This window comes from Aegicerativicinus sediminis, assembly GCF_015476115.1.
Taxonomy (GTDB): Bacteria; Bacteroidota; Bacteroidia; order Flavobacteriales; family Flavobacteriaceae; genus Aegicerativicinus; species Aegicerativicinus sediminis.
In genome coordinates this window covers 1002887-1026527 of record NZ_CP064295.1, presented here as the reverse complement: position 1 = coordinate 1026527, position 23641 = coordinate 1002887, and the positions used below count along the sequence as shown (strand labels likewise).

The window sequence follows — 23641 nt, the reverse complement described above, 5'->3', positions numbered from 1 at the left end:
AGCGGGGAGGTTATTACCTCCTCATTTCTTTTTATGGTAGTCTTTAAGTTGCAGCCTATTTCCATTGAATACTGCAAACGTGTAATAACTAATCCAATCTCCAAGATTTATATATTTTGAAGTTGGGTTTATATCAATTTCAAGAGGAAGGTGCCTGTGACCAAATATAAAATAGTCTCTTTTTTTAGATTCAGATTTGCGCTTACTGTATTGTACCAACCATTCATTTTCCTCTCCCAAGAAACGCACATCCTCCTCGCCAGAGATGAGTTTGTTTTTTACTGATAGGTATTGGGCTAGTTTAACTCCCAAATCAGGGTGTAGCCAGCGGAACATCCATTTAGAAAGTGGATTTGTGAAGACTTTTTTCATGCGCTTATAACCTTTATCCCCAGGTCCTAAACCATCCCCATGGCCAATGAAAAAAGTTGTTTCATTAATTTGAAAATCTTGGGGTGAATGGAAAACCGTAATTCCCAGTTCTTCTTCAAAATAACCATTCATCCATAAATCGTGATTGCCAACAAAGTAATATATCTCGATGCCATTATCTGATAGTTCCGCTAACTTGCCAAGAGTTCTAGTGAAGCCTTTAGGAACAACTTTTTGATATTCAAACCAAAAGTCGAATAAATCACCTAACAGGAATATTACTTGAGCATCAGCTTTAATTTCGTCTAACCATGATACAAAAACACGCTCTCGTTTGGCACTTTCTTCTTTGTTTGGTGCGCCCAAATGATTGTCTGAAGCGAAATACACTTTCTTGCCCTCAGCCAATCTAATAATTTCGTGTTTAATTGTATTCATCAATAAATTCTAAGAATTATCTGAGGCAAACCACTCGGCATAAGATGTATCTGTTTCTTGCAATTTTAGGGAGTGAAGCTTAATGTGTTGTGGTAAGCGTCGTTTAATTTTTTCAGCGAAATCAATAATCATCATTTCGCTTGTAGGTTGGTAATCCACCAAAAGGATATTGTGTCCCCGGTCTCCAAGCTCCTTCGCAAGCTCAATATGGGGTGTATTTTTATTGAATACTGTGGCGTGGTCGAAAATATCAACAATCTCCTCTTTTACAAGTTTTTTTAAATCTGTAAAATCTATGACCATGCCATATTTGACATGACCACTGTCTTTATTGGGATTGCCTATGACCGTTACGGAAAGTTTATAACTGTGGCCATGAACATTTCTGCATTTTCCATCATACCCATATAGAGCGTGTCCTGTCTCGAACGAAAATTGCTTGGTAATCCTTATTCTACTCATCTTCAAAATTTTCACCACAAAGGTATTGATTTTGTAAAAGCAATTGTTTTTTCAATTACTTTAGCGCACTTTTTTAATTTCTGAATGGAGGAATTGTTTGAGCAGCTGGACTTTGAACTGAATCCACTGTACGAGAAGATCATTGGCGATCTCGGTTCTAATGGATATTCTATAATTGATAATTTTTTCGATGCATACGAGGTTGAACAATTGAGAAAGACCCTCGTTCAAAAATTTGAAGAAGATGCATTTAAGAAAGCTGCTATAGGAAATTTTGTAAATGAGACTATTGCAAAATCGATTAGGGGTGATTTTATTCTTTGGATGGATGAGCAGGAGTTGTCTGAAGCCGGAAAATTATTCTATAGCAAAATAAACGATCTAACTACATATCTTAACAAGACCTGTTTCCTGGGGATTCTTCAAAAGGAATTTCATTATGCTCTCTATCCTCCAGGAACTTTTTACAAAAGGCACATTGATACTTTTGTAAATGACGATAGAAGAAAACTATCGGTCGTTTGTTATCTTAACGATGAATCTTGGCAAAAGGAAAATGGTGGTGAATTGGTGCTTTATCTTCAAAATAAAGAAGGTGTTGAATACGAGAAATCAGTTCTCCCATTGCCTGGCAGGATGGTGATTTTTAAAAGTCAAGAAATTGAACATGAAGTACGCCCTGTAATCAGTGACAAACGCTTGAGTATAACAGGATGGTTAAAAACGAGATAGGCTAACGGCGTTTATAACGATTGTAGAAATAAATAATTATTAATACTATTCCTAATATTAAGAATAGTCCGTTGCCGCCAAGAAATTCTGAGAACTCCATAAGTTTAAGGTTGTGATTTTGCCAAAGGTAAATAAAGACTTCTAAATTTAATAACCAATGGAATTCCCCTTGCGATTACCCAAAATGTAATTGCAACAAAAATTGCCTTCAGTTGTAATTGCCAATGGTCCAATAAAAGAAGGATAGGTAGAAAAACAAGAAATGTTGAAATCAGAAGGAGATTTCTAAGATATTTCATTTTGCCTAAACCTTTGAAAATACCGTCAAAAATAAATGCAACGGCACAAAAGGGTTGCATTAGCAGCACTAGCCAAAAGACATTCTTAAATTGTTGAATTACTGATTGATCTTGGGTAAAAATTGTGGGAATTTCATTATAAAGGATTAACCCAGATATTGAAAGTATAGCCCCCGCAATAATGCCATAAATAATCAAACGGTTACTTAGCAAAATCATTTCCTTATAACGTTTTGCACCTAAAAGTTTTCCGGACATAATATTACCAGCGCTTGCAAAACCATCGATTAAGAATGCCCCAAAAAACCACAAATTAATTGCAATTGTGTATGCGGCAATGTATTCTTTCCCATATTTAGTCGCAAAAGAACTTGCAAAATATAAGGTAACATTTAGTGCAACAGTTCGTACGAATAGATTAGCAATCATTAAAAGGAAATCAGGAATTTTTTCATTCCATGGTAATTTTACCATCAACGGGATAGAGGTTTTTCGTACAATGTAAATGGCAGAAATAATAGCCATTAGTACTTGTGCAGCAACACTAGCGTATGCAGCACCTTTTAAACCTAATGCAGGGATAAGGTCTGATAGGCCAAACACCAAAATAAAATCTAAAATCACGTTTGTTAAGGCACCCACAATTGCAATAATCATTGGGTGGAAGGTGTTTTGCAATCCCCTAAAGGCACCAAAAACAGTAATGGTGAACAGCGTAAATGGTAATCCGAATACCCTAATTCTATAGTAGTCTATTGAATATTCCAGAATTAGATTGTCAGCATTGTACAATTTGAATATCTCCTGCGCAAACGGATAGGTAATTAGAATTATTAAAAAGCTGAGTGAAGTTATTATTAGAATTGCTTGGGCTGGCAAATTTTCCACCCTTTCAAGTTTCCCTGCTCCTAAGTGTTGCGATATTATAGATGAAATGGCACTACGGGTTTGACCAAATACCCAGATAAGCATTGATAGGAATGTGCCGACTATACCAACAGCTGCAAGGGATTCTGTGGCATTGGTATCTATATTCCCGATAATTGCTGTATCTGTTAGTGATAGAATAGGTTCTGAAATTCCGGATATGAGAGCAGGTATTGCCAACTTGTTTATTGCTTTAAAGGACAACTCTGATTTCATAGAACCAATTCATAACAATAAAAAGGAAATTCACTTTGGTGAGGAAAATAAATCGATTCTAATTGTTTATACCCCCTGTTTAAATAAAATTTCTGATTCCTTGTGTTTTGGGAAAATGTGTCAAGTCTAACAGATTGAATGTTATTTTTTAAAGCATAATCTTCTGCAAAGTCCATCAATTCCCTGGCTATGCCTTGTCCTTGAAATTTAGGCAGAACCGCGAGTCGGTGAACATAAAGGGCTTTATGGTTACTGTCTTTCCAACTCACGTTTTTATAAAACTCGTCCATTTCCAAAGAGAGTACAACACAGCCGATAACTTCCCCGCCGCTTTCTTTTACAATTAGTTCTCCTTTACTGATGTCCTTTTCAAAATCTTTTGCAAGGGGATAGGTATGATTCCATTGGTAAATATTCTGCTCTTCCATTTTAATTCGGCAAGCGGTAACTAGGTCCACTATATCATTTAAATCATTGTAACTTCCTTTGCGAATCATTTTAATATGTATTTTTGCAGCACATTAATAAGTTCGAAGTAAATCCTTCATGAAAAGTATTTTAGTTCCGGTTGGTTCATCAAAAAATGCAGTAAATCATTTACAGTATGCAGTGGATTTTGCTGCTATGTTTGGAGCCAAGGTCTATGTGGTGCAAATATATAATGTTTACACCAAAGCCGGTACCATAAAAAAGGTCGGGCCAATACTTGAACGCGAGAGTCTAAACTTTCTAAAAGAACATGTTGCCAAGGTCGACAATAAAGGGGTAGACATTATTATAAAATCCTTTAAAGGAAAACTGGTTGATACCTTAGAATTAATCTGCAAAACGTGGGAGATTGATCTTATGATTTTAGAACCTCGCACCAATTCTGTAAAGGAACATCTATACCTCGGACCAACCTCAGGAAAAATTGTAAAGCAAACAGATATACCATTATTAATTGTTCCTGAAAACTTTACATTTAAACCTATTAATACTATTTTAGTGGCCTTGAAAAGGGCAACCATTACCAAAGAAGGTGTGCTTACTCCGCTTCAACAGATTCAGAAAAAGTTTAGCGCGGTAGTGTCCATGTTATTGGTAAAAACGTCCTACTATGAAGAGGGAGATTTTGACCTAAATGATGATTGGAAGGCAATGGTTTCTGACACTACAAAGGTTGAAATTCCTACCACATTTCAGGCGGTACTTGAGTATCATAGAGAGATTCAACCCGACCTATTGTGTGTGGTAAGGAGGAAAAGAGGATTCTTTACTAAACTTTGGGAAAAGAATACCATCCTTAAAAAGGATTTTCATTCCTCATCAATGCCGGTTTTGGTGTTGAGTGGATTGCGATAAGGGGCATTAGCTCAGCTGGCTAGAGCGCTACGCTGGCAGCGTAGAGGTCATCGGTTCGACTCCGATATGCTCCACATAAATGAAACCTTAACTATTGAAATGCAATATGTTAAGGTTTTTTATTTATTATTTGGAACATTATTTGCCCATTCCTGCTTGTTTTTTTATTTTTTTTGACTCCTCTTAAAAAAGCAACTTGGTATAAGTTAATTGCTGTTCGCGCTAATCCCTTTTTTATAATTGTACGATTGGAAAATTTTATGCCACATTTAGTTTAAACACTATACCATTCTACAAATGGCAACTTCCAGTTTCAAATCAATCCTAAATCCATTAGATTTGTCTTGACGACATAAAAGAAATAAACGCAATTGTGCGTTTATCCATACGTTGGCATCAATTAAAACAAAATAAAATTGGACAAATTAGATAAAGAAGTTCTTTATTGGTCAGTTTGGAAGCTAATCCAATTTATTTATGGAATTGCCGTACTATTAGCAATTGTCGTAGGCATAATTACAATTTTATATTTCCTAAATGGAATGAAAGATGAAAATATAAGCCAAACTGGAATGATTAAGGTTTGGACTATTATTATCGTTGTCATTGTTTTGAGAAATATTCTTAAACCATACTTCAAGAAAATGACCAATAATTATATGGACTGAAAAAATTAACTGCTGCCAACACTGGCTATAATTCATTGCTTGCAAAGTGCTACACCAAAAACCATTAACTTTAACCGGCTTGATTCCTACTCTGAAAATCATTCTGATTTTCCTCGTAACGGAATCATAGCCTAACCGTTGTAGCACATTAAAAAATGAAAATCTTAACCTACATATCTTCATTGTTTCTTGGCGGATTTGTATATCTGCTTTTTGCCGCATATATGACCGGTTCCGCTGGTTTAAATTCCGCTAATCCATTAATTAGTGTTGCATTTGCAATCTTGATTTTTGGATTTTTAAGTTGGTTTCACTTTTTCAAACCGAAAACAGGAGCTTTATTATTAACAATTGCCTTTGTTGTGATGTACATAACTTGGCCCGTCCATTTACTTATTGAATATTTCTTAGAAAATGGCTATAAACCTGAATTAATTGAAATTATTCCCCCAATATTACTTGGTATTTCGACAGTTTTTCTGGCCTGGAAAAGTAAAAACTCGGATTTAAATAAATGGTTAAAACTAGCTTTAGCAGTTCCTCCAGCAATCTTGGGCTTGTATGTTGCTAGTTACATGGCTTATCATATGATATAAAAACAAAATAAACGTGCTACAACACCGTATAACGCCCATTGCTTCGTGAATTCCATTCGGAATCCACTCTCCAACCAAAGTTCCCTCATTTTACTATCTTAGTTTCAACCAACGCAACGCTACGTTATACAAACCGTTGTAGGTTATTGATCGAATAGTTAAAAATCCGAAATTTAACATGAAAAAAAGATATAAGATTCTAATTGCAGTCATAACTGTATACATCCTATTCAGTCTTTATGCCTATTATGCTTATAAATCAAGTTTGGGAGATTGGAAAATTGAAATACCAGTTGAAACAGAAATTAATTGGGCAGATTTTATATGGACCAATCGTACCATCAACGGAAAATACTTTGAGAGAACTGCAATGTTTATCCCTTGCAGGATGGTGGGAATTGACAATAACCTAACTTTCCAATTTGATACAGGATCCAATAGAACTATGATTTATGAGAATCCGCTCAGTTCGTTTTATTTTCAAAATAAAAAACTATCAGAGCAGGTAAGCCAAATGAAATTTCCTATTAATAAGTTGGCTTCCGACAAAAAAGTATTTAAGAATGCAAAAATAAAATTTGGTGATTATACCATATCTAATGAAAGAGCCTCTATGATGACTAATCTAAACAGAGCAGCATCAGAAGAAAGTGTAATTGCTGGAGATACTATTCACTTGGGTACTATAGGAGCTGATATATTTAAGGATAAAGTTTTGATCATTGATTATCCCAATCTAAAATTTGCCATTACTGATGAAATACCAAGAAGATATAAAGATGGATTGATAGATATTGAGATCAATAGCAATGGTAGACCGGTTTTACCATTAAAAATGAATTCAAACGAGTATAAAATTATATTTGATAATGGTTCTAGCTTGTTTCCAATTATTGCCACCTCTGAAAACATTAATAAATTTAGTACAAACCCTATTATTGATAGTTTAGAAATTAACTCCTGGGGCAAAAAACATACCGTGCACAGTAGAATAATAACAGACACCTTCGAAATCGCAGGGAGAAAATTTGCTAATGTAGAAGCCTATGAAAATCATACAGGTTATGGTATAGATGAAAGTACTGATGGGATGACAGGGAATGCGTTATTTTGGGATAGTACAATTATTATAGACTTTAAAAACAAAAAATTTGGATTAAAATAAAAACAACCCCACAACACTGGCTATTAGTAATTGCTTGTTCTCGCCCACTTCTGAAAACCCTCATGGATTTTCAGTTTGGTATGTATTTGCTAAGTTAACCGCTAAACCACGCAACTACTCATAGCCTCAACGTTGTGCTTCATTATCTCCAACCACTAACTAATGATAAAATTCTTCAGAAAAATTCGACAAAACTTGCTTATGGAAAATAAAACCGGGAAGTATTTTAAATATGTAATCGGAGAGATTGTTCTTGTCGTTATTGGAATCTTGATTGCATTACAGATTAATACCTGGAACGAAAATAGGAATACCTATAATCTCTCAAAAACCCATTTAAAAAACATTAAGAAGGATTTAGCTGCAGACACTATAACGTTTCGATCTGGGATTAAAAGGTTACAAAACTCATTATCTATACACGAAAGTTTATTTAATGGTGATATCTTCAATAAGTTAACTGTAGATTCAATTCTTAAATCCATCGATATTTCATTTCATTCCGTAAGAATCTATAAAATCAATAATTCAACCTTTTCAAAACTCACAAATAGCGGTTTCTTAGAAAGTAAATTTTTCAGCAACATATTTCTCGATATTAATGATTATTACACGAGAGAATACAATACTTGGTTAGAATATTTAGAATGGGATAAAGAAACTAAAAACAGAGTATTTGGCCCTGAAACTTTCAAAGAATGGTATGATAATGTCGATTTTATTGACCTTGAAAAAAACACAAAACTCGAAACGGTAACAAATAAAAAAAAGGAATATTCACATATAATTAAAGAATATATTAAGTCATCGCGTTTTAGGAATTATGCTTGGAATAGCCATAAAGAAATGAAGGTGATATTAGAAAGAATGAAATATCAAAAGAGAATTGCATCTGAAATGATTGAAAAAATTAATGCTGAATTAAGAAAATAGCGAAAGCATAACCGATACAGGTAAAACCTATAAAATGAAATTATTAAAATACCTAAAATACATTCTAGTAGTATGGTTGCTCCTCACACTTTTAATTTGTGTAGGAGGAATCATTAAATACAATATTGATCTAAACACTTATATAGATCATGAACAACCCAAGGAAAACAGAAACACAAACATTTCCTTAAGTAAGGAAACTGAAGTATATGTCGTTGGTTGTGTTCACTTTGAAACGGACAATATTAAAAGAGATGACATCTACAATTACATAAAAAGTATTTCCCCGGATGTCATTTTATATGAAAGTGATACCAATACCGTGGAACGTATGGTGAATAGAACGGATTTCTTTAACCAACTTATGAGTTCTTTTAAAAAAGGGAATAAGGTAGAAAGTTTTGTTTCTCTTAAATATCTAGACAAACACCCTCAAGCTATGGTTTTGGGCTACGAATGGGAAGAAAGGGATGCTTTTCATCTAAAACATAATTACCTTTCCACATCTTCAAAAATGATTGGGGCAGTATACAATTCCTACCGACAAGATCTTCTGACTGGTAGCCATTTGGAGCTTATGGATACGTTCGCAGCGATAAATAAAGAGTATTATAAAATTAGCCCGAATGCAAAAGTCGTTTATGATCTCAATAATGCTAAGACGGATAGCATTATAAGGGAAAGACAATTTTATATTTACAAGCGTGTACCAGAAATTGTAAAAGCAAGACCAGAGTTAGCAGACTATAAAGATTTTGCGCCTCTACATATGGAATATTGGGATATCAGAAATAAAGCAATGACGGCAAACATCTTAAAACAAATTAAACGCCATCCAAATAAAAGGATTGTGGTTTTAACTGGAAATACGCATCGATACTATTTAATTGATGAATTAAAAAAGTACGAAGATGAATTAGATTTTTCCGTTAATTAGAAATAATTACTCATGAAAAAATAGACTATAGCTAGTTCCCGGTTTGTGTTGTTGGTAATTAAACTTCAATACCACCACCTTGGTTAGGCGTTTCTATCGCGCGAATTGGATAAACTGTTTGCCATTAGTCATAGCGTTGCCATTGTTAAACATTTTATGAAAACCGTGGCGTTTATTAAAATTCCCATATTGCTTTAAATCTCTCAATGTGTCTTTTAACCAATTACCAGACACCTGATATTCATATCAAATTATGAACGGTTCAGGCATCTGGCTCGGTTACAATCAAATCAATCGTCTAAATTGTGGTCAAGATCAAAAATTCCTTGGATTTTGTGTCAAGAATGAGGTGACTCTCATTTATAGCTTGGTTGCCCATCCAGCCACCAATTCGGGTAAATGGGGTTACCAAAGGCTGTAGGAAGGCATACATATCAACACATGAAACGCGCTTCATAGTTAATTTAGTTCCTCCAATGGTAAGTGGGTAGTTGCTGGACTTACTGTTAATGTAAATTTTATCCTCCCAACTTTTAGCCCCAAAACTTTCTACTGGAGTAGATACCTCTGTATATTTTTTAAAACGTTGTTTGGTAGTAATTAAACCAAAGGCCGAACATCCTGAGTCATACAAAAACTCGTACTGTTTTCCATCAACAGTAGCGGGTAGCATCACACGGCGTCCCGGAAAATCGAAAGTTTTGAATCCATTGAGTTGCTGCATCCATTCTGGCCGCTCTTCAAAAAACTGTATGGTTTGATTCTTAAAATCAATTGACGTAATCCGGTCTACTAGGATATCACTGCCAATGGTACCAATGGTGATATTGATTTTTGGGTCAAATTCAGCCGAAAAAGTATTCCCATAGTTCGGGTAAATTTTAACCATTGATAAGTTAACCGGTTTACCTCCCAAATTTAAATTTAGGGATTCAACAAAACGAATTCCATCCTTACTAACCTCCTTAATATCATAACCCATTTTTCTTAATGAAATAAGATCTTTTTCATAGAAGAAGGAATCGGGTGCACCTGTATCAAATTGCATATAAAGATTGTGTTCAAGACTGTCGATTTGCACTGGTATTAAAAGACCTGTCTGATATTCGATGTGTCCTTCATCCACTTTTGAATGAGTCCATTTAAAATCCATGGGTTGAGATTCATGACTGAGTTCTAAATACGCAGGACGTTCTTTGAAATAGGTGTTATTGAATTTTCTGATGCCATAAATACCAAGAATTAATACAATACCTAAAAGGCCTAATACGCTGTAACCGATAATTTTTTTCATGATTAGTTAAAATTTTTGAATAAATTTTTAATAAATTTTCATGAAGCAAAGAAATAAGGAATCTCAGTAATAGAGCGGGTTTTCATGCCGCCATTTTTGCGACAATTTTAGTTTCAGGTCTAAATAAGTCTAAAAGGAAGGTTTAAAAAATCAAAGTCCTGTTGTTGGATCTTTATGGCAGTACGAATGATTACAATGATATTAAAAAGGTAGGCAAGAAGCGCCAAAATCAATATCAGGGGAATACCTGGCAATAGTCTTGAAACGGTAAATGGTATTAAGATGAGTAATACAGATAGGCATAATGTAAACAAAATTTGAAAATTAACAATCCGTCGCCCTACCTCATCTACTAATTGTGAATCTCGGTTGTCCCTCCATATTATAATTGGGAAAATTAGATTCCCAAATGGAATCCCAAGAAAGGACAAAACCGACAAATTAATCATTCTTATTGTTGAAATTTCAGAATCCCGAGAACGTTTTGTATTTAGATATTTAGCTTGTAGGGCCGAAGGCTCCATCTTAAATTCTTCCGCTAGAGCGGTTAAGGTATAGCCTTTAGGTACTTTATTTGTATTTTCTAGTCGCTGAATAGTACGTAAAGACAAGCCTGTTTTAGTGGCTAAATCGGATTGGGTATACCCTTCTTGTTCTCTTATGGTTTTAAGAATGCTCAACAAAAGTCTCTTTGGACAAAAATAGTTTAGATTTTTTGAATACTTTTCGCTTTGAAAATGAAAAAGCACCAAATAAAAAACTAAGAAAAAATTTCCTTACTGACAAGCAAACTTTGCCATGCGGTAAAAGCGATTATTTTTAGATACCTAAAAATTTTATTTCATTTTAATTGATACAAATGGTTTTATGGGCCAACACTCTACAAGCCTTTTCATAATAGTGGAGTTATTATGTTCATTCAGAAATGCCGAAAAGGATATTATTTAGCACAACATCGTTAGATTTTGTATTTTAAGTGGGAATTTTAATATCCCGATATGGCCGAATCAGATTTGTATTGCCCCAATTGCACCGTTCCGATTAAATCCGGAATTCTTTCTAACAATAGGTTGCTTACTAAACAGGAAAACAAGATTATTCAAGTATATAGACAGAACGATATAGGTGGATATTGCCAGAAATGTGGTAATGACCTGTTATCAGAATCTTCAGAGAAAATGAAGACTGAGATTGCGCACTACCGTAAACAATTGGATAAGGCTATTTTCCAAATTCCTGTAGTTACTGCCCATTCTCCTCATGGATGGGACTATAAAACTATTGGTATTGTAACCGGGCAATCAACAATGGGTACCGGTGTTTTAACGGAATTGACATCTTCAATTACGGATGCATTCGGAGTTTCTTCTGGTAGACATAATACAAAACTTAAAAAGGGGGAAGATCTTTGTTTGGCTCAATTAAGATCCGCCGCTTATGAAATGGGAGGGAATGCAATCATAGGAACCGATATAGACTATTCTGAAATTGGAAGTGGCAAAGGAATTTTAATGGTGTGTATGGCAGGAACCGTCGTAAATCTCCAAAACACAGAGGTATTAGATCGAAGAATAAAAGTTGCTATTGAAGATATCCCGCGAATTTTGGCAAAACTTAAACCCCTGGAAAAGCTGGTAAACTAAACTTTTCGGAGGCGAGTAAATTTTCAATCCATTTTATTGCAAAAATCTTTCCTATTATTACCTAATCTATCGTAATATTGCAATGTCCTAATAAGGTTTTGATATGGGAGTTACAAAAACAGAATTATTCACCGATGTTCAAAACGAAATAGCCTTAGCAGCCAAGGCATTTTCACATCCTGCGCGAGTGGCAATTATTCAATATTTGCTTAAATCTGATGCTTGTATAAATGGAGATTTGGTACAGGAGGTGGGATTGGCGCAGGCAACCATAAGCCAACATTTGCGAGAGTTAAAGGATATCGGAATAATTAAGGGAACAATTGAAGGATCTAAGGTAAATTATTGCATCAATCCGGATAAATGGGAGGAAATTAGAACTCAATTCAATCTCTTATTCGATCAATTCTCCCTGCCGACGAATCAATGCTGCTAGTCGACTTATCTAAACAGTTTCAATTAATTTAAAAATGATATGAAGATTTCGATGTATCCGGAATTAGAAAATACAATTAAGGAGGTTCAGTTAATGACAATCTCAGATGAGAGGAAGGAAGTGTTAAAACCACTTATAGATTATGTGAAAGCTAAGTTGAAAAATCAGAAAGAGGTCAACCTTAACTTTATTTGTACCCACAATTCTCGACGAAGTCAATTTTCTCAGATTTGGGCTCAAACCGCCGCCGATTATTATGGAATTCCCACAAATTGTTATTCTGGTGGAGTTGAAGTAACCGCCTTTAATGAACGTGCAGTGGAATCTATTAAAAGAAGTGGCTTTAGGGTTAAAAAAGAGGGCGAAGAAAATCCGATTTACAGTGTTTATCATTCTGAAGGAGCACAGCCGATAATAGCATTTTCGAAGGTTTTTAGTGATCCTGCTAATGATTCTGATCAATTTGCAGCAGTGATGACCTGCTCACATGCAGATGAAAATTGTCCATTTATTCCCGGTACCGAACAGAGAATAGCTGTAAGGTATGAAGATCCAAAGGCATTTGATGGCGCACCTGAAGAAGCAATGAAGTATGATGAACGTTCCTTACAGATTGCTTCGGAAATGTTTTATGTATTTTCAAAAATTTAGAAGTAATGGCAAAGAAAGGTTCACGTCTCGGTTTTTTAGATCAATATTTAACTCTTTGGATTTTCTTGGCAATGGCCTTAGGGGTAGCGATTGGTTACTTTTTCCCGAACAGCGCAAAATTCGTAGACTCATTTAGCAGGGGTAGTACCAATATACCAATAGCAATAGGCTTGATTTTGATGATGTATCCACCATTGGCTAAAGTAAATTATAAGTTGCTGCCTACTGTTTTTAGAGACACGAATATTTTGAGTATTTCACTTTTTTTAAATTGGGTTCTAGGTCCAATTTTGATGTTTGTTCTGGCCTTAATTTTTCTCCAAGACTATCCTGAGTATATGGTTGGTTTAATCTTAATTGGTCTTGCTCGGTGTATTGCTATGGTTCTTGTTTGGAATGATTTGGCGGAAGGAAGTAGTGAATATGGAGCTGGCTTAGTTGCATTGAATAGTATTTTTCAGGTATTCGCCTATAGCTTTTATGCATGGATATTTATTACGGTATTACCTCCTTATTTCGGAATGGAAGGAGCCATTGTTGATATTTCTATTGCAACAATTGCTGAAAGTGTTGCAATCTATTTGGGGATACCTTTTTTGGCAGGACTATTAACCAGGTTTATGCTTGTAAAATGGAAGGGAGAAAATTGGTATAAAACTAAATTCATACCAGCGATATCGCCCTTGACCTTAATTGCTTTGCTATTTACAATTGTAGTTATGTTTTCCTTAAAAGGAGAACTAATTGTTGAGATACCAATGGATGTTTTACGAATTGCTGTGCCATTATTAATCTATTTCGCTTTGATGTTCTTCATTGGCTTTTTTGTAAGCAAGGCATTAGGTGCGACCTATGATAAGAATGCTTCGATTGCTTTTACCGCTGCAGGCAATAATTTTGAATTAGCAATAGCAGTTGCTATTGCGGTATTTGGTCTTAATTCTGGCCAAGCTTTTACAGGTGTTATCGGGCCCCTTGTTGAGGTGCCTGCTTTAATATTATTGGTTAAAGTGGCATTTTGGCTTCGAAATAAATATTACCGTATTCCAAAGCACTCTTAATTTAATATTTCAAAGTTTTAATTCTTCTTAGATAGTAGTAAAATGCTGATGCCTAAAAAGCCTATTCCTGTAAGGGCTGGAGGTAAAATGGTAGCTACAATGGATAAATAGATTAACCATACGCCTAAGACAATCAATAAAATAGCGATCGCAGTTTTCATTATTCTAGATTTAGGGATAAGTTACAAAATAATGAAAAGATGGTAAGTTAAGGAAGTTGGGTATTTCTGTGGTCGATAACAGCCTGGGGTTTTCTACTTCCATTTTGAAATTTTAAGGTTTCTATATAGTCGAAGTCGAAAATTTCAATTTTTGGTGTAACTCTTAATTTGGCTTTAAAACTGTTCTTTATAGATTCCAAAATCCCTGATTCGGAATCACTAACCGCTATTTTGATTTTAATTTCATCGGTGCCTATATCATTTGTGCCAATTTCAATTAAATAGGAAGTCAACCCTTCGTAATGGTTCAATATGTCTTGAATTGCTGGTGGATACAGTGTGGTTCCTTTATATTTTATCATTTGTTTGGTTCGACCCAAAACCGGTCCAACCCTTAATGAATTTCTTCCGCAAGGGCATGGTTCCTTATATGCCTTCATTAAATCCCCAGTCCTAAATCTTAATAAGGGCATGCCTTTTGTTCCCAAGGAAGTGATGGTTAATTCACCTATTTCACCTTCCCCCACCTCATTACCATTAGCGTCTAGAAATTCTGCAATAAGTAATTCCGGATGTAAATGCCCACCAATTTGTGCCTCACATTCATTGAAAGCCGTTGCCATTTCTGTAGACGCATAAGTCGAGTATAACTTAAGGTTCCAGTGCTTCAAAATCTTCTCCGCAAGTGTATTATAACCTAGATCTTTATTCCTAATTGGTTCACCAATGCAGATTACCCCTTGAACACTGCTATTGTTTGGATTGAAATTATGTGACTGGGCAAATTCAATCATTTTCAATAGAAATGAAGGAACACAAATAAGGTATTTAGGCTGAAATTTATTGATAGAATCCCATTGTAATTCAGGGACACCAGAACCAACACGTACAATACTGGCCCCTAGTTTTCTAATACCTAGGAAATAAGCTAAACCAGCCATAAACCTCCGGTCCATGGTGGTCATCAATTGTATGACATCTCCCTTAACGATTCCAGAACATGCAAGTGAAATAGCCTCATTATAAGCTAAACGATCCAAATCTGAGTCGGTCAGTGCAAAGGTAACTGGTGAACCTAGAGTTCCAGAAGTTGTTACATAATCTGTAATCTCTGATTTAGGAACACATAAAAATTGGCTATTATGTTTCTGTAAATCCTCCTTATTGGTGGTAGGTATTTTTTTAAGGTCTCGAATAGTTTGAAACTGGTTAATTTGCAACCCATTTTTCAGGAACAGATCCTTGTAATAAGGCGAAAAATCATTCAAATATTGAAGTGCTTCTTTTAACGCTTCATTTTGACAATGTTCAATTTCGGTATGTGATTTAAATTCTATTGCAGATTTCATATCGTGCAATTCAATGTGGGTTTTTCAATTTAGTTTATTCCTCAAATATCTTCTTTTCCATTTAAACAGCAGTATAAAATCAATGATATAATGAAGCCTCAGTTTTGAATTTATAGCTATTTACTATCAAATCGAAGAAGTAATTATGTTGGGAGATCTTAGGTTTAACTGTTAATTAATTTTAAAAGATGTTAGGCTTTTGCCAAAATAAGGATCATATCAATAATTTTTTAAAAATGAATGGTCCAAAGGGCACATCTTCCTCGTAACTAGAACTTAACAACTAAGACTTAATAATTCATTGTGCCCTCAAATAATATGGAGACAAATACAATAAAATCTGAAAATCCATCCAAGTTGGATTCAATACAACATTTAAATACCAAATCAATTAGCGACAAAAAACCCAAACATAAATTTCTGAAAACTTCGGCAAATCCCTGGGGTATTGTCGTACTTGTTAGCACCTTTATCCTCATGTTAGGGGCGGTTTATTTGGTTTACTTGCTTCAAAATGATTTTGACCAATACCATTTAGACAAGGTAAATTCGGTTTGGGGACTTTCGTTTTTAGGTTTAGGTATTGGACTTTTGCTTTTTAAGGGTGGCATGTTTTTATATAACCTATATCTCTACGCTCGTTACCGTTCCATAAAATCTGTTAGTGATGAGGAATTGCCAACAGTTACGGTTATAGTTCCGGCGTATAATGAAGGCAAACAAGTTTATGATACTTTAATGAGCTTGGCAAAAAGTGATTTTCCTAAACAAAAACTTCAATTGTTATCGATCGATGATGGTAGTAAAGACAACACTTGGTATTGGATGAAAGAGGCTAAAGAGGTTTTAGGTGAACGCCTAGCTATCTTTCAACAACCAAAAAATAAAGGAAAAAGACACGCTCTTTATCGTGGATTTAAAATGGGTTCGGGAGATATATTTGTTACTGTAGATAGTGATTCTATTGTAAATCCAGATACATTGAGAAATTTGGTGAGCCCTTTCGTTACCAATGAAAATTGTGGAGCTGTTGCTGGTAATATTAGAGTTTTGAACAATAAAAAAGCTCTATTGCCTAAGATGTTAGATGTAAGTTTCACCTTAAGCTTTGAATTTGTTCGTTCTGCTGAAAGTAAGTTCAAATCGGTTTTATGTACCCCAGGTGCTTTAGCCGCTTATCGTAAAACAGCAGTATTTGGTTGTTTGGATGCATGGATAAACCAAACATTTATGGGTAAACCATCGGATATTGGTGAAGATAGGGCTATGACAAATATGATTTTGAAACAAGGATATCACGTGCTTTTTCAGCGTAATGCTTATGCTTTCACAAATGTTCCAGAACGATATAAGGGGCTTTACAAAATGTTTATCCGATGGGGTAGAAGTAATGTGCGTGAAAATATTGAGATGTCTAAATATGTCTTTACCGATTTTAGGCAAGGAAACAAATTTGGGCCACGATTATTATTTATCAGCCAATCTTTAAAGATTATAATGTCTTATCCCCTAATACTATTTATGTTCGTTTTTATTGCAACACATCCCATTCTGTTTTTAAGTTCAACTTTGGTAAGTATTCTTATACTATCTAGTTTCCCAGTGTTGTTTTATGCGAAACGTTATAATAAGATTTCTGAATCTTTTTGGGCATACTCTTATAGTATTTTGTACACTTTCGGATTGTTTTGGATTACACCTTATGCCATTGCAACTGCAAGTAGAAGCGGTTGGTTAACACGAGAGCTTTCCCAAAAGAAATAATTTACGGAGTTTAACCAAGGAAATACTTGATTTAACGAGATTTTCGAAGTGATTTTTTTAAGAATTTTTTGACCTCCTCTGTTTCTGGGATACTAGGTATTTCCTTGGTTAGACTGTTTCTAAAGAAATTAATTGCTGACTTATAATTTTCTTCAGAATATAAGTAACGGCCAGCTAAAAAATGTGATTTCCAGTAATTTGGATTTAAGGAGATAAATTCTTGCGGTTCGAAATTAGGAATTAATTCTTTATTTATGATTGCTTGTTCAATTTCAAATTCTTTTTTTCTGTAAATCTCATATGTTTTATATTCCTCTGATTTTCTAAAGCTATCAGCAGGTATATTAATAGAATCAATAGCCATCGATTTAGGGTTTGTGCCAATATCATTCTTGAAGACTTCATTAAGATCGTAAGCTACAAAAGTGCCAAGTTGATATGGGTTGGACGAAACCCAAACCTTCAATTCTCCTGGCTTAAAAACAATGCCATGGTGCGCCAACAGTTGATTTATTGCCTTTTCATTACCATAACCCAATACTTTGCCATTTAAACCTTCTTTGTTTCGAAGAATAGAAACTGCATCAGACACATTAATTTTATTCTGGCTTTCTAATAATTCCTGCATTTTTTTATAGCGGTAAGCGGTATGGCTTTCCTCAATAGTTCTTTCATTTCTCCGATCGTCTTTATATGCTTCACTTTGAAAATGATTTGAACATATAAGTTCATTGGAATTTGGCACTTCAAACACACCTAAATTATTAGGTGAAACTTCAATCAATGCAGCTTTGCCATCTATTGCACTACCAACCATTATAGCTTCTGAAACAAAAACTTCTCTTTTTTTAGCTATAGAAATAGCTTCTTCAATTGTACTGGCGTACTGTAATATTTCCCTGCTTACCAAAGATATAGGATCTTTGGCAGCTAAAGGAATTTTCGATTTCCCGGCGTTAATGGTAACGGTTAAGCCTTTATCATTCATTCCAGAAACAACCCCAATCATTCCGCCCCAAGTAACTGACATAAATTTGTTTCCTTTATTGGGTTCAACAAAAAGGATTATTTTATTCTCCGCAAATTCATCGCCGGCATAGAAATCGAAATTTCTACCAAGAATTAAGTCGCCATTTTCGGTTTTATCATTCCAAGCCGCAAAAGATGTACAGCCGACCAAGGCAAGATCTTGAAGTGCATGTCCTATATCATGTGAACTATGTAAATAAAGAAACCTTAAATAATTAGGTGCTATAAAATCATATTTGTCAGAAGCATATCTCGATACACCCCAAATTTCTGTTTTGAATTCTTCTGGTACATGTAAATACATTTTTCTGTTATACCAGTCTAGGAATTTGCGGAGTAGTTTTTGTTTGGATTCATTTGGGACAAGTTGTTGTATTTTTTCGAAAAAAACGGCTTCTTGTTTATCTATCAAAGGCTTAGACAGACTGCCTAAAATTAAACCCCGTTCTAGGGGGTCACCGCTGATTCTTGCTTCCCACTGACCAAATTTGTTTTTTAATAAATAATTCTGTCCGGCCTTATAGGTGCTATCATTAACAATAGTCAATGAGTGAATATCCTGAGTATAGCCATCAAGTTGGGGTTGATGATTAATTGATTTATTAATGCCACAAGAAAAAAGGAATAGGAGGCAAAGGCCTATAACATTTCTTAGTATAGTGGCTTTAAATGGCAATTACGATATTGATTTATATTTTCTGTTTAACCGCTCTAAGATTGACCGCTCTTTGTAATCAACCCATTTTTGTCCGAACGCGTAACGCATGGCATTTTCAAAATTTCGCATAAAAATGAGGTTTTTAAATAAATGACCAAGGGTTTTAAGCTTTCTTGGGAAGGCCCTTAAAGTAATTGAAAAACCACCATCTGAATAGGTTATATAATGCCAATAGCCACTAGGCATATAAAGAGCATCTCCATGTTTCATCTCTGCTAGAATACCAGTTACATTTCTTAGTGCGGGATAGGTTTCGAAATCTGGCTTATCCATATCAATTGTTTCTAAATTATGTACTGTAAAAGGAACCTGATAAAGATATTGTGCTTGATCTGGCGAAAACAAAGTCACTCTTTTATGACCATGGAAATGAACATGTACTAGGTCGGCCAAATCCATATCATAATGGGCCAATACTTTAGATCCTTTCCCTCCAAAAAACATTACCGGCAATTTTTTGAAAAATTTTAAACCGATATCTGGATAATCAAAATCTTTGGTGAGATCTGGCATTTTTTGGAGAACATTATAAAAAAACATCCTAAGGTCTGTAGGTTGTGTTTTTAAGATTTCAATGTAATCTACAAGCTTCATTTTTTTGGCTGGCACAACAGATTTTTTGTGTCCTTTTGTAGGTTCATTGTTATATAATGGAACTATTTGGTCTCCAGCTTTTGACTGTATATAATCTAAATTCCATTTTTTGTAAGCCGGCCAATCCTTCACCAAATCCTCAATCAACACTGGTTCTTGAGGATTATAGTAATTTCTCAGAAACTCCTCTTTCGTTACCGATTTTATGCGTTTAATGGGTACAGTATTAATTTTTCCCATATGTGTTTTTCATCAAAAATTTAAATGCGATTGGTTGTAAAGTGAATGATACCAAAACAGCAGTAAAAATGGCAATTACAGAAACCATTGAAATAGAATGTAATGCAGGATGTTCAGCAAAAACCATAACTCCAACTCCGGTAATTGTGGTAAGTACGGATAGTAATATTCCTACTTTACTGGTGATAATTTTATTAGGATTTTCTTTGTGTTTCATCATCAAACCATTCGTAATAAAAATACTATAATCCACTCCAAGCCCAAAGACAAAGGAGGAAATAATAATATTAAAAACATTGAATTCAACTTTAAAAAGTCCCATCAAACCAATCGTAATGATCCAAGTAATTAAGATTGGCAATAAAGTAACCAACGTTAATCTAATATTTCGGTAGAATACGAGTAATAATAGGATTATTGCAACGGAACAATAGAGTAGAAGCAAATTAAACTCAGATTTAAGGTGTCCCAAAAGATCTTCATTTAGCTTTTGGCGATCAATAATAATTAGGGAAGGTTCATCCTTGAAATTATTAAGAGTAGGATTTATTTGATCTTCCCTAACTTTTATAATCGAAGTAATAGTGTTTAACTCAGTTGAAGTAGTGATAAAATTTCGCAAGGCAAGACTTGGAATTTCATTGTAATCAGAAAAATCTACCTTTGAATTCATAGCCCTTAACCGATTGATGAATGGTTGAAAAGTGTTTTGCTTAAATCCCACTTTAGCTGCGCTGTGATTAAGAAAGAACTGCAGGCTGTCAATTTTAGATTGAGTCCAAAAATTACGCCATGTATTGTTCAAAACAGATTGTAAGCTATCTGATTTCAACATTGGAGAAATCGAGGTAAATGATTCTAAGCGGTTTTCATTTTTCAATTTTTCCAATTTCCTATTCAGGGCGTCATTGGTTCTTAACGCTTCTTGAAAGTCATTGTGGTAACTTACAGCATATAGTGATTTGGATCCTGCCAAAGTTAATTCATCAAGTTCCTTCTCCGCTTTTTCAAGTCGAGGTTCTAAATAATTAAGTTTTGAAAGATCGTTATTGAAACCAACCTTTCCATAGAATACAATTGAAATTATTAGTAATGCAACTACACTTACTATTAAAGGTTTATTTTGATGATAATTAAACGCAGCAATTTTTTCTATGGCAATAACTTTGTGATTTCCTCCACCCGGACTCAGTTGAGGTTTATATACCAATGGAATGAATATTAGTGAGACACATGCTGAAGAAAACACACTTATTGAAGCAAATAATCCTAAATCGTTTAAAGCTGGTGAGTCTATTAAGTTTAAACAAAAAAAAGCCAACGATGTGGTAAGTGCACTCATAAGGATAGGCGCAGTAGTTGTTTGGTAGAGGTCTGCAACATTGGGGTTTTTCTTAAGATGTGTAGCAATATGAAGTGAAAAATCTATGGTTACACCTAGTAAAATAGCTCCTATACCTAAAGAAATGGAGGAAACCTCTGGTTTCAATAGAAATAATACACTCAACCCTATCAAACCCCCAATTAATGTTGGGACGAGCAGCAAAAATGGAATAATTAATTTTCTGTAATAGAGTATTAGGAGTAATACCAACAATATTAATGCAATCCCAACAGTGCTTAGTACATCCCTTTTTATTCGATCTGCATTTCCTTTCGCAATTAATGGACCACCGTACATTAGAATTTCAATATTAGCTGAAGCCTTTTGGATATTATCTGAAATCCTTATGATAGCATTAGATAGATAATCTAATTGCTTTGGATTTAAATTCGGGTTTGGGGTAATGATCAAAAGCAATTGACGTTCATCTGGACTTACTAAAAAATTATTCTTAATTAAAAATGTATTATTTACTGTATGTTCACGAATATTCTGTAAACCTAATAGGGATAATCCAAGAGGATCTTTAGGAATGATTTGTTTACTAATTAAGCCAGTTGAAGAGATAATATTATTATAGTTTCTTTGGGTTATATTAAAGATACTATCCTTGTTTAGCCAACTATCAATTTTTTTATAGTCCTCTTTTTTAAGGTAGAGAGGCATAAATTCATACGCCAATTTTAGAAAAGATTCAGCTTCTTCATCCGTTACTTTGCCTTGAATATTATCTATATATTTTGCTTGAAATGTGGATACAGAATCTAGAAAGTTTTGGGCTGAAGAAGTAAGATTGTCAATTGTTAGGCTGTCCGCTAGTTCAAACTTTATAACATATTGGTCGGTAAAGTGAATTTGATCTAAAACCTCCTGTAATTCCTTATTCTGCTTTTTTTTAGGGATAAGGTCTTCAATATTTTCACTTAGATGTACTTGGGCTGCCGTGAACCCCAAAATCACCAATGCAAGAATAAATAGGACACTGAACTTTCCAATATTGGAAGAAATCCATTTGTGTAACCCAAAAAAGAAATTAGACATTTACCAGTTTGGTGTTTTTTTCTCGATAGAGCAATATGAAATACCCTATTAATCCGAAGGCTACAGAAACTATGGTACTCAACACTAGACTACCTACAAAATAGGTTTCAAGTTCACGAACCAAATTAAAATTCTGTCGAACCTCCTCAAAACTAAAATAGCTATTTTGTCCTAGTACAAAATTCCCTGTATAGGTACTTAAAAATATAACTAAGGGAATAAAAGGTGGTAGGCTAATATTGGAAAAGGTAAACGCGATTACTTTGTTTAATCTTAATAAGACGGCCAAAAAAATTACCAAAACTGTATGCAAACCCCAAAATGGCGAGAGGCCTATAAATACGCCCAAAGCAATTGATAAAGCTTTCTTTCTCGGTGAATCTCCACTTTGTAGTAAATCTTCCCGCAGAAACTTTCCAAGTCCTTTTTCCTTAAGTTTTCTTACAAAGTCTCTTGGTATAATATAGCACAGACGCATTATAAGAAACCAAGTAATTAATATTACTATTCTAGCAATATCCATAAAGGGCCTAAAGTGTGATACCCTTTCTGAAAAATTGTATAAGATTTTTATTGGTACATGTTGAATAGTTACACCTGCCCAATAGCTTTTTACAATAACCTCTACTTCGAATTCAAACTTTCGGGTCCAGTCGTAAAAGCTTAATTGGCTGATTGCCTGCAAAGGATACAGTCGGAAACCTGATTGGGAATCTTTTAGACGTAATCCGGTAGCCGCATGCACCCAAAATGAGGAAACTCTATTTCCCTTAGCACTTCTAGAAAGAACTTCGGCCTCATTCATGTTGCGATCTCCAATAATCATTAAATTTTTATTGGAAGAGGTTGATAAAGCATTTAGAAATAATGGAATGTCCTCTGGGAAATGCTGACCATCACTATCTAGGGTAATCGCATAGTCGTATCCCTGTTCAATTGCAGTCTTTAAGCCTAACTTCAAAGCATTTCCCTTGCCCCTGTTTTCCTGAAGATTTATAGACTGTATACTGTTATATGAATTTAGAATTTCTTTGGTATTGTCTGTTGAACCATCATTTATCACAAAAATGTTATCTGCATGTTCCATCACTCCGTTAAGGATACGGGTTAAAGTGCCTCCGTTATTAAACGTGGGAATTACAACACAACATTTATATTTTTTAAATAGTTCTTTAGCCGTTGGCATA

At 34.6% G+C, this 23641-nt stretch carries 24 protein-coding genes and 1 tRNA gene; 13 read left to right on the top strand and 12 right to left on the bottom strand.

All coding sequences use genetic code 11. From position 1 onward, the window contains the following. Positions 1–21 precede the first annotated feature (21 nt). Positions 22–810: a UDP-2,3-diacylglucosamine diphosphatase gene (locus tag ISU00_RS04580; RefSeq protein WP_394368528.1), complete on the bottom strand. Its 789-nt coding sequence runs from the start codon at positions 808–810 to the stop codon at positions 22–24. A gap of 9 nt (positions 811–819) precedes the next feature. Further along, positions 820–1272 (bottom strand): 6-pyruvoyl trahydropterin synthase family protein, encoded by a 453-nt coding sequence (locus ISU00_RS04575; protein WP_228852864.1) that lies wholly within the window; start codon positions 1270–1272, stop codon positions 820–822. An 84-nt stretch (positions 1273–1356) separates the two neighbouring features. Here ISU00_RS04575 and ISU00_RS04570 point away from each other — a divergent pair, with 84 nt between their 5' ends. Next, complete coding sequence (locus ISU00_RS04570) at positions 1357–2004, top strand: 2OG-Fe(II) oxygenase (RefSeq protein ID WP_228852863.1); 648 nt, start codon at positions 1357–1359, stop codon at positions 2002–2004. 104 nt (positions 2005–2108) lie between these two features. Here the strand turns inward: ISU00_RS04570 and ISU00_RS04565 are convergent, their stop codons facing one another. Continuing rightward, positions 2109–3446 (bottom strand): MATE family efflux transporter, encoded by a 1338-nt coding sequence (locus tag ISU00_RS04565; RefSeq protein ID WP_228852862.1) that lies wholly within the window; start codon positions 3444–3446, stop codon positions 2109–2111. After that, on the bottom strand, positions 3443–3943 hold the full coding sequence (locus tag ISU00_RS04560; protein WP_228852861.1) for a GNAT family N-acetyltransferase: 501 nt from the start codon (positions 3941–3943) through the stop codon (positions 3443–3445). Before ISU00_RS04560 ends, ISU00_RS04565 begins: the two co-directional genes overlap by 4 nt. Before the next feature lie 49 nt (positions 3944–3992). On the opposite strand from ISU00_RS04560, the gene ISU00_RS04555 reads away from it, so the two are divergent. The 7 genes from ISU00_RS04555 (at position 3993) to ISU00_RS04525 (ending at position 9089) form a co-directional block, all read left to right on the top strand. After that, entirely contained in the window at positions 3993–4790 is a 798-nt protein-coding gene (locus ISU00_RS04555; RefSeq protein WP_228852860.1) for a universal stress protein, read from the top strand. Next, positions 4791–4864, top strand: a tRNA-Ala gene (locus ISU00_RS04550). Positions 4865–5206: 342 nt separating this feature from the next. Continuing rightward, positions 5207–5458 carry a hypothetical protein gene (locus ISU00_RS04545; RefSeq protein WP_228852859.1) on the top strand — a complete coding sequence of 84 codons (252 nt, stop codon included), beginning with the start codon at positions 5207–5209 and terminating at the stop codon, positions 5456–5458. A gap of 155 nt (positions 5459–5613) precedes the next feature. After that, positions 5614–6054, top strand: coding sequence for a hypothetical protein (locus ISU00_RS04540; protein ID WP_228852858.1), 441 nt, complete (start codon positions 5614–5616; stop codon positions 6052–6054). A 178-nt stretch (positions 6055–6232) separates the two neighbouring features. Further along, on the top strand, positions 6233–7219 hold the full coding sequence (locus tag ISU00_RS04535; protein WP_228852857.1) for a hypothetical protein: 987 nt from the start codon (positions 6233–6235) through the stop codon (positions 7217–7219). A 201-nt stretch (positions 7220–7420) separates the two neighbouring features. Continuing rightward, positions 7421–8152, top strand: coding sequence for a DUF6090 family protein (locus ISU00_RS04530; RefSeq protein WP_317174343.1), 732 nt, complete (start codon positions 7421–7423; stop codon positions 8150–8152). 34 nt (positions 8153–8186) lie between these two features. After that, positions 8187–9089 (top strand): hypothetical protein, encoded by a 903-nt coding sequence (locus ISU00_RS04525; protein ID WP_228852855.1) that lies wholly within the window; start codon positions 8187–8189, stop codon positions 9087–9089. 298 nt (positions 9090–9387) lie between these two features. On the opposite strand, the gene ISU00_RS04520 is transcribed toward ISU00_RS04525, so the two are convergent. Next, the gene (locus ISU00_RS04520; protein ID WP_228852854.1) at positions 9388–10383 is read right to left on the bottom strand and encodes a hypothetical protein; all 996 of its coding nucleotides are present in this window, start codon (positions 10381–10383) and stop codon (positions 9388–9390) included. A gap of 119 nt (positions 10384–10502) precedes the next feature. After that, positions 10503–11063 (bottom strand): helix-turn-helix domain-containing protein, encoded by a 561-nt coding sequence (locus ISU00_RS04515; protein WP_228852853.1) that lies wholly within the window; start codon positions 11061–11063, stop codon positions 10503–10505. 318 nt (positions 11064–11381) lie between these two features. On the opposite strand from ISU00_RS04515, the gene ISU00_RS04510 reads away from it, so the two are divergent. The 4 genes from ISU00_RS04510 to arsB all read left to right on the top strand — a co-directional run bounded on the left by ISU00_RS04510 (position 11382) and on the right by arsB (position 14174). Further along, positions 11382–12026 carry a heavy metal-binding domain-containing protein gene (locus ISU00_RS04510; RefSeq protein ID WP_228852852.1) on the top strand — a complete coding sequence of 215 codons (645 nt, stop codon included), beginning with the start codon at positions 11382–11384 and terminating at the stop codon, positions 12024–12026. Positions 12027–12129: 103 nt separating this feature from the next. Beyond that, positions 12130–12462 (top strand): ArsR/SmtB family transcription factor, encoded by a 333-nt coding sequence (locus ISU00_RS04505; protein ID WP_228852851.1) that lies wholly within the window; start codon positions 12130–12132, stop codon positions 12460–12462. A gap of 39 nt (positions 12463–12501) precedes the next feature. Further along, positions 12502–13113, top strand: a complete 612-nt coding sequence (locus tag ISU00_RS04500; protein ID WP_228852850.1) for a low molecular weight phosphatase family protein — start codon at positions 12502–12504, stop codon at positions 13111–13113. A 5-nt stretch (positions 13114–13118) separates the two neighbouring features. Beyond that, positions 13119–14174, top strand: a complete 1056-nt coding sequence (gene arsB, locus ISU00_RS04495; protein WP_228852849.1) for an ACR3 family arsenite efflux transporter — start codon at positions 13119–13121, stop codon at positions 14172–14174. Positions 14175–14191: 17 nt separating this feature from the next. On the opposite strand, the gene ISU00_RS04490 is transcribed toward arsB, so the two are convergent. Together ISU00_RS04490 and ISU00_RS04485 are read right to left on the bottom strand one after the other, a co-directional pair. Continuing rightward, positions 14192–14335, bottom strand: coding sequence for a hypothetical protein (locus tag ISU00_RS04490; RefSeq protein WP_228852848.1), 144 nt, complete (start codon positions 14333–14335; stop codon positions 14192–14194). 47 nt (positions 14336–14382) lie between these two features. Further along, complete coding sequence (locus ISU00_RS04485) at positions 14383–15684, bottom strand: phenylacetate--CoA ligase family protein (protein WP_228852847.1); 1302 nt, start codon at positions 15682–15684, stop codon at positions 14383–14385. 318 nt (positions 15685–16002) lie between these two features. On the opposite strand from ISU00_RS04485, the gene ISU00_RS04480 reads away from it, so the two are divergent. Then, a complete protein-coding gene (locus ISU00_RS04480) occupies positions 16003–17448 on the top strand; it encodes a glycosyltransferase (RefSeq protein ID WP_228852846.1) in 1446 nt (481 codons plus the stop codon). A 31-nt stretch (positions 17449–17479) separates the two neighbouring features. Here the strand turns inward: ISU00_RS04480 and ISU00_RS04475 are convergent, their stop codons facing one another. Genes ISU00_RS04475 through ISU00_RS04460 form a run of 4 tightly spaced genes read right to left on the bottom strand, consistent with a single transcriptional unit; the run spans position 17480 to position 23640 of the window. Further along, on the bottom strand, positions 17480–19153 hold the full coding sequence (locus tag ISU00_RS04475; protein ID WP_228852845.1) for a C45 family autoproteolytic acyltransferase/hydolase: 1674 nt from the start codon (positions 19151–19153) through the stop codon (positions 17480–17482). Then, entirely contained in the window at positions 19154–20029 is an 876-nt protein-coding gene (locus ISU00_RS04470) for a cupin-like domain-containing protein (RefSeq protein ID WP_228852844.1), read from the bottom strand. Continuing rightward, on the bottom strand, positions 20016–22454 hold the full coding sequence (locus ISU00_RS04465; protein ID WP_228852843.1) for an MMPL family transporter: 2439 nt from the start codon (positions 22452–22454) through the stop codon (positions 20016–20018). The genes ISU00_RS04470 and ISU00_RS04465 overlap by 14 nt, the downstream gene beginning before the upstream one ends. Then, entirely contained in the window at positions 22447–23640 is a 1194-nt protein-coding gene (locus ISU00_RS04460; protein WP_228852842.1) for a DUF2062 domain-containing protein, read from the bottom strand. Before ISU00_RS04460 ends, ISU00_RS04465 begins: the two co-directional genes overlap by 8 nt. Position 23641 lies beyond the last annotated feature (1 nt).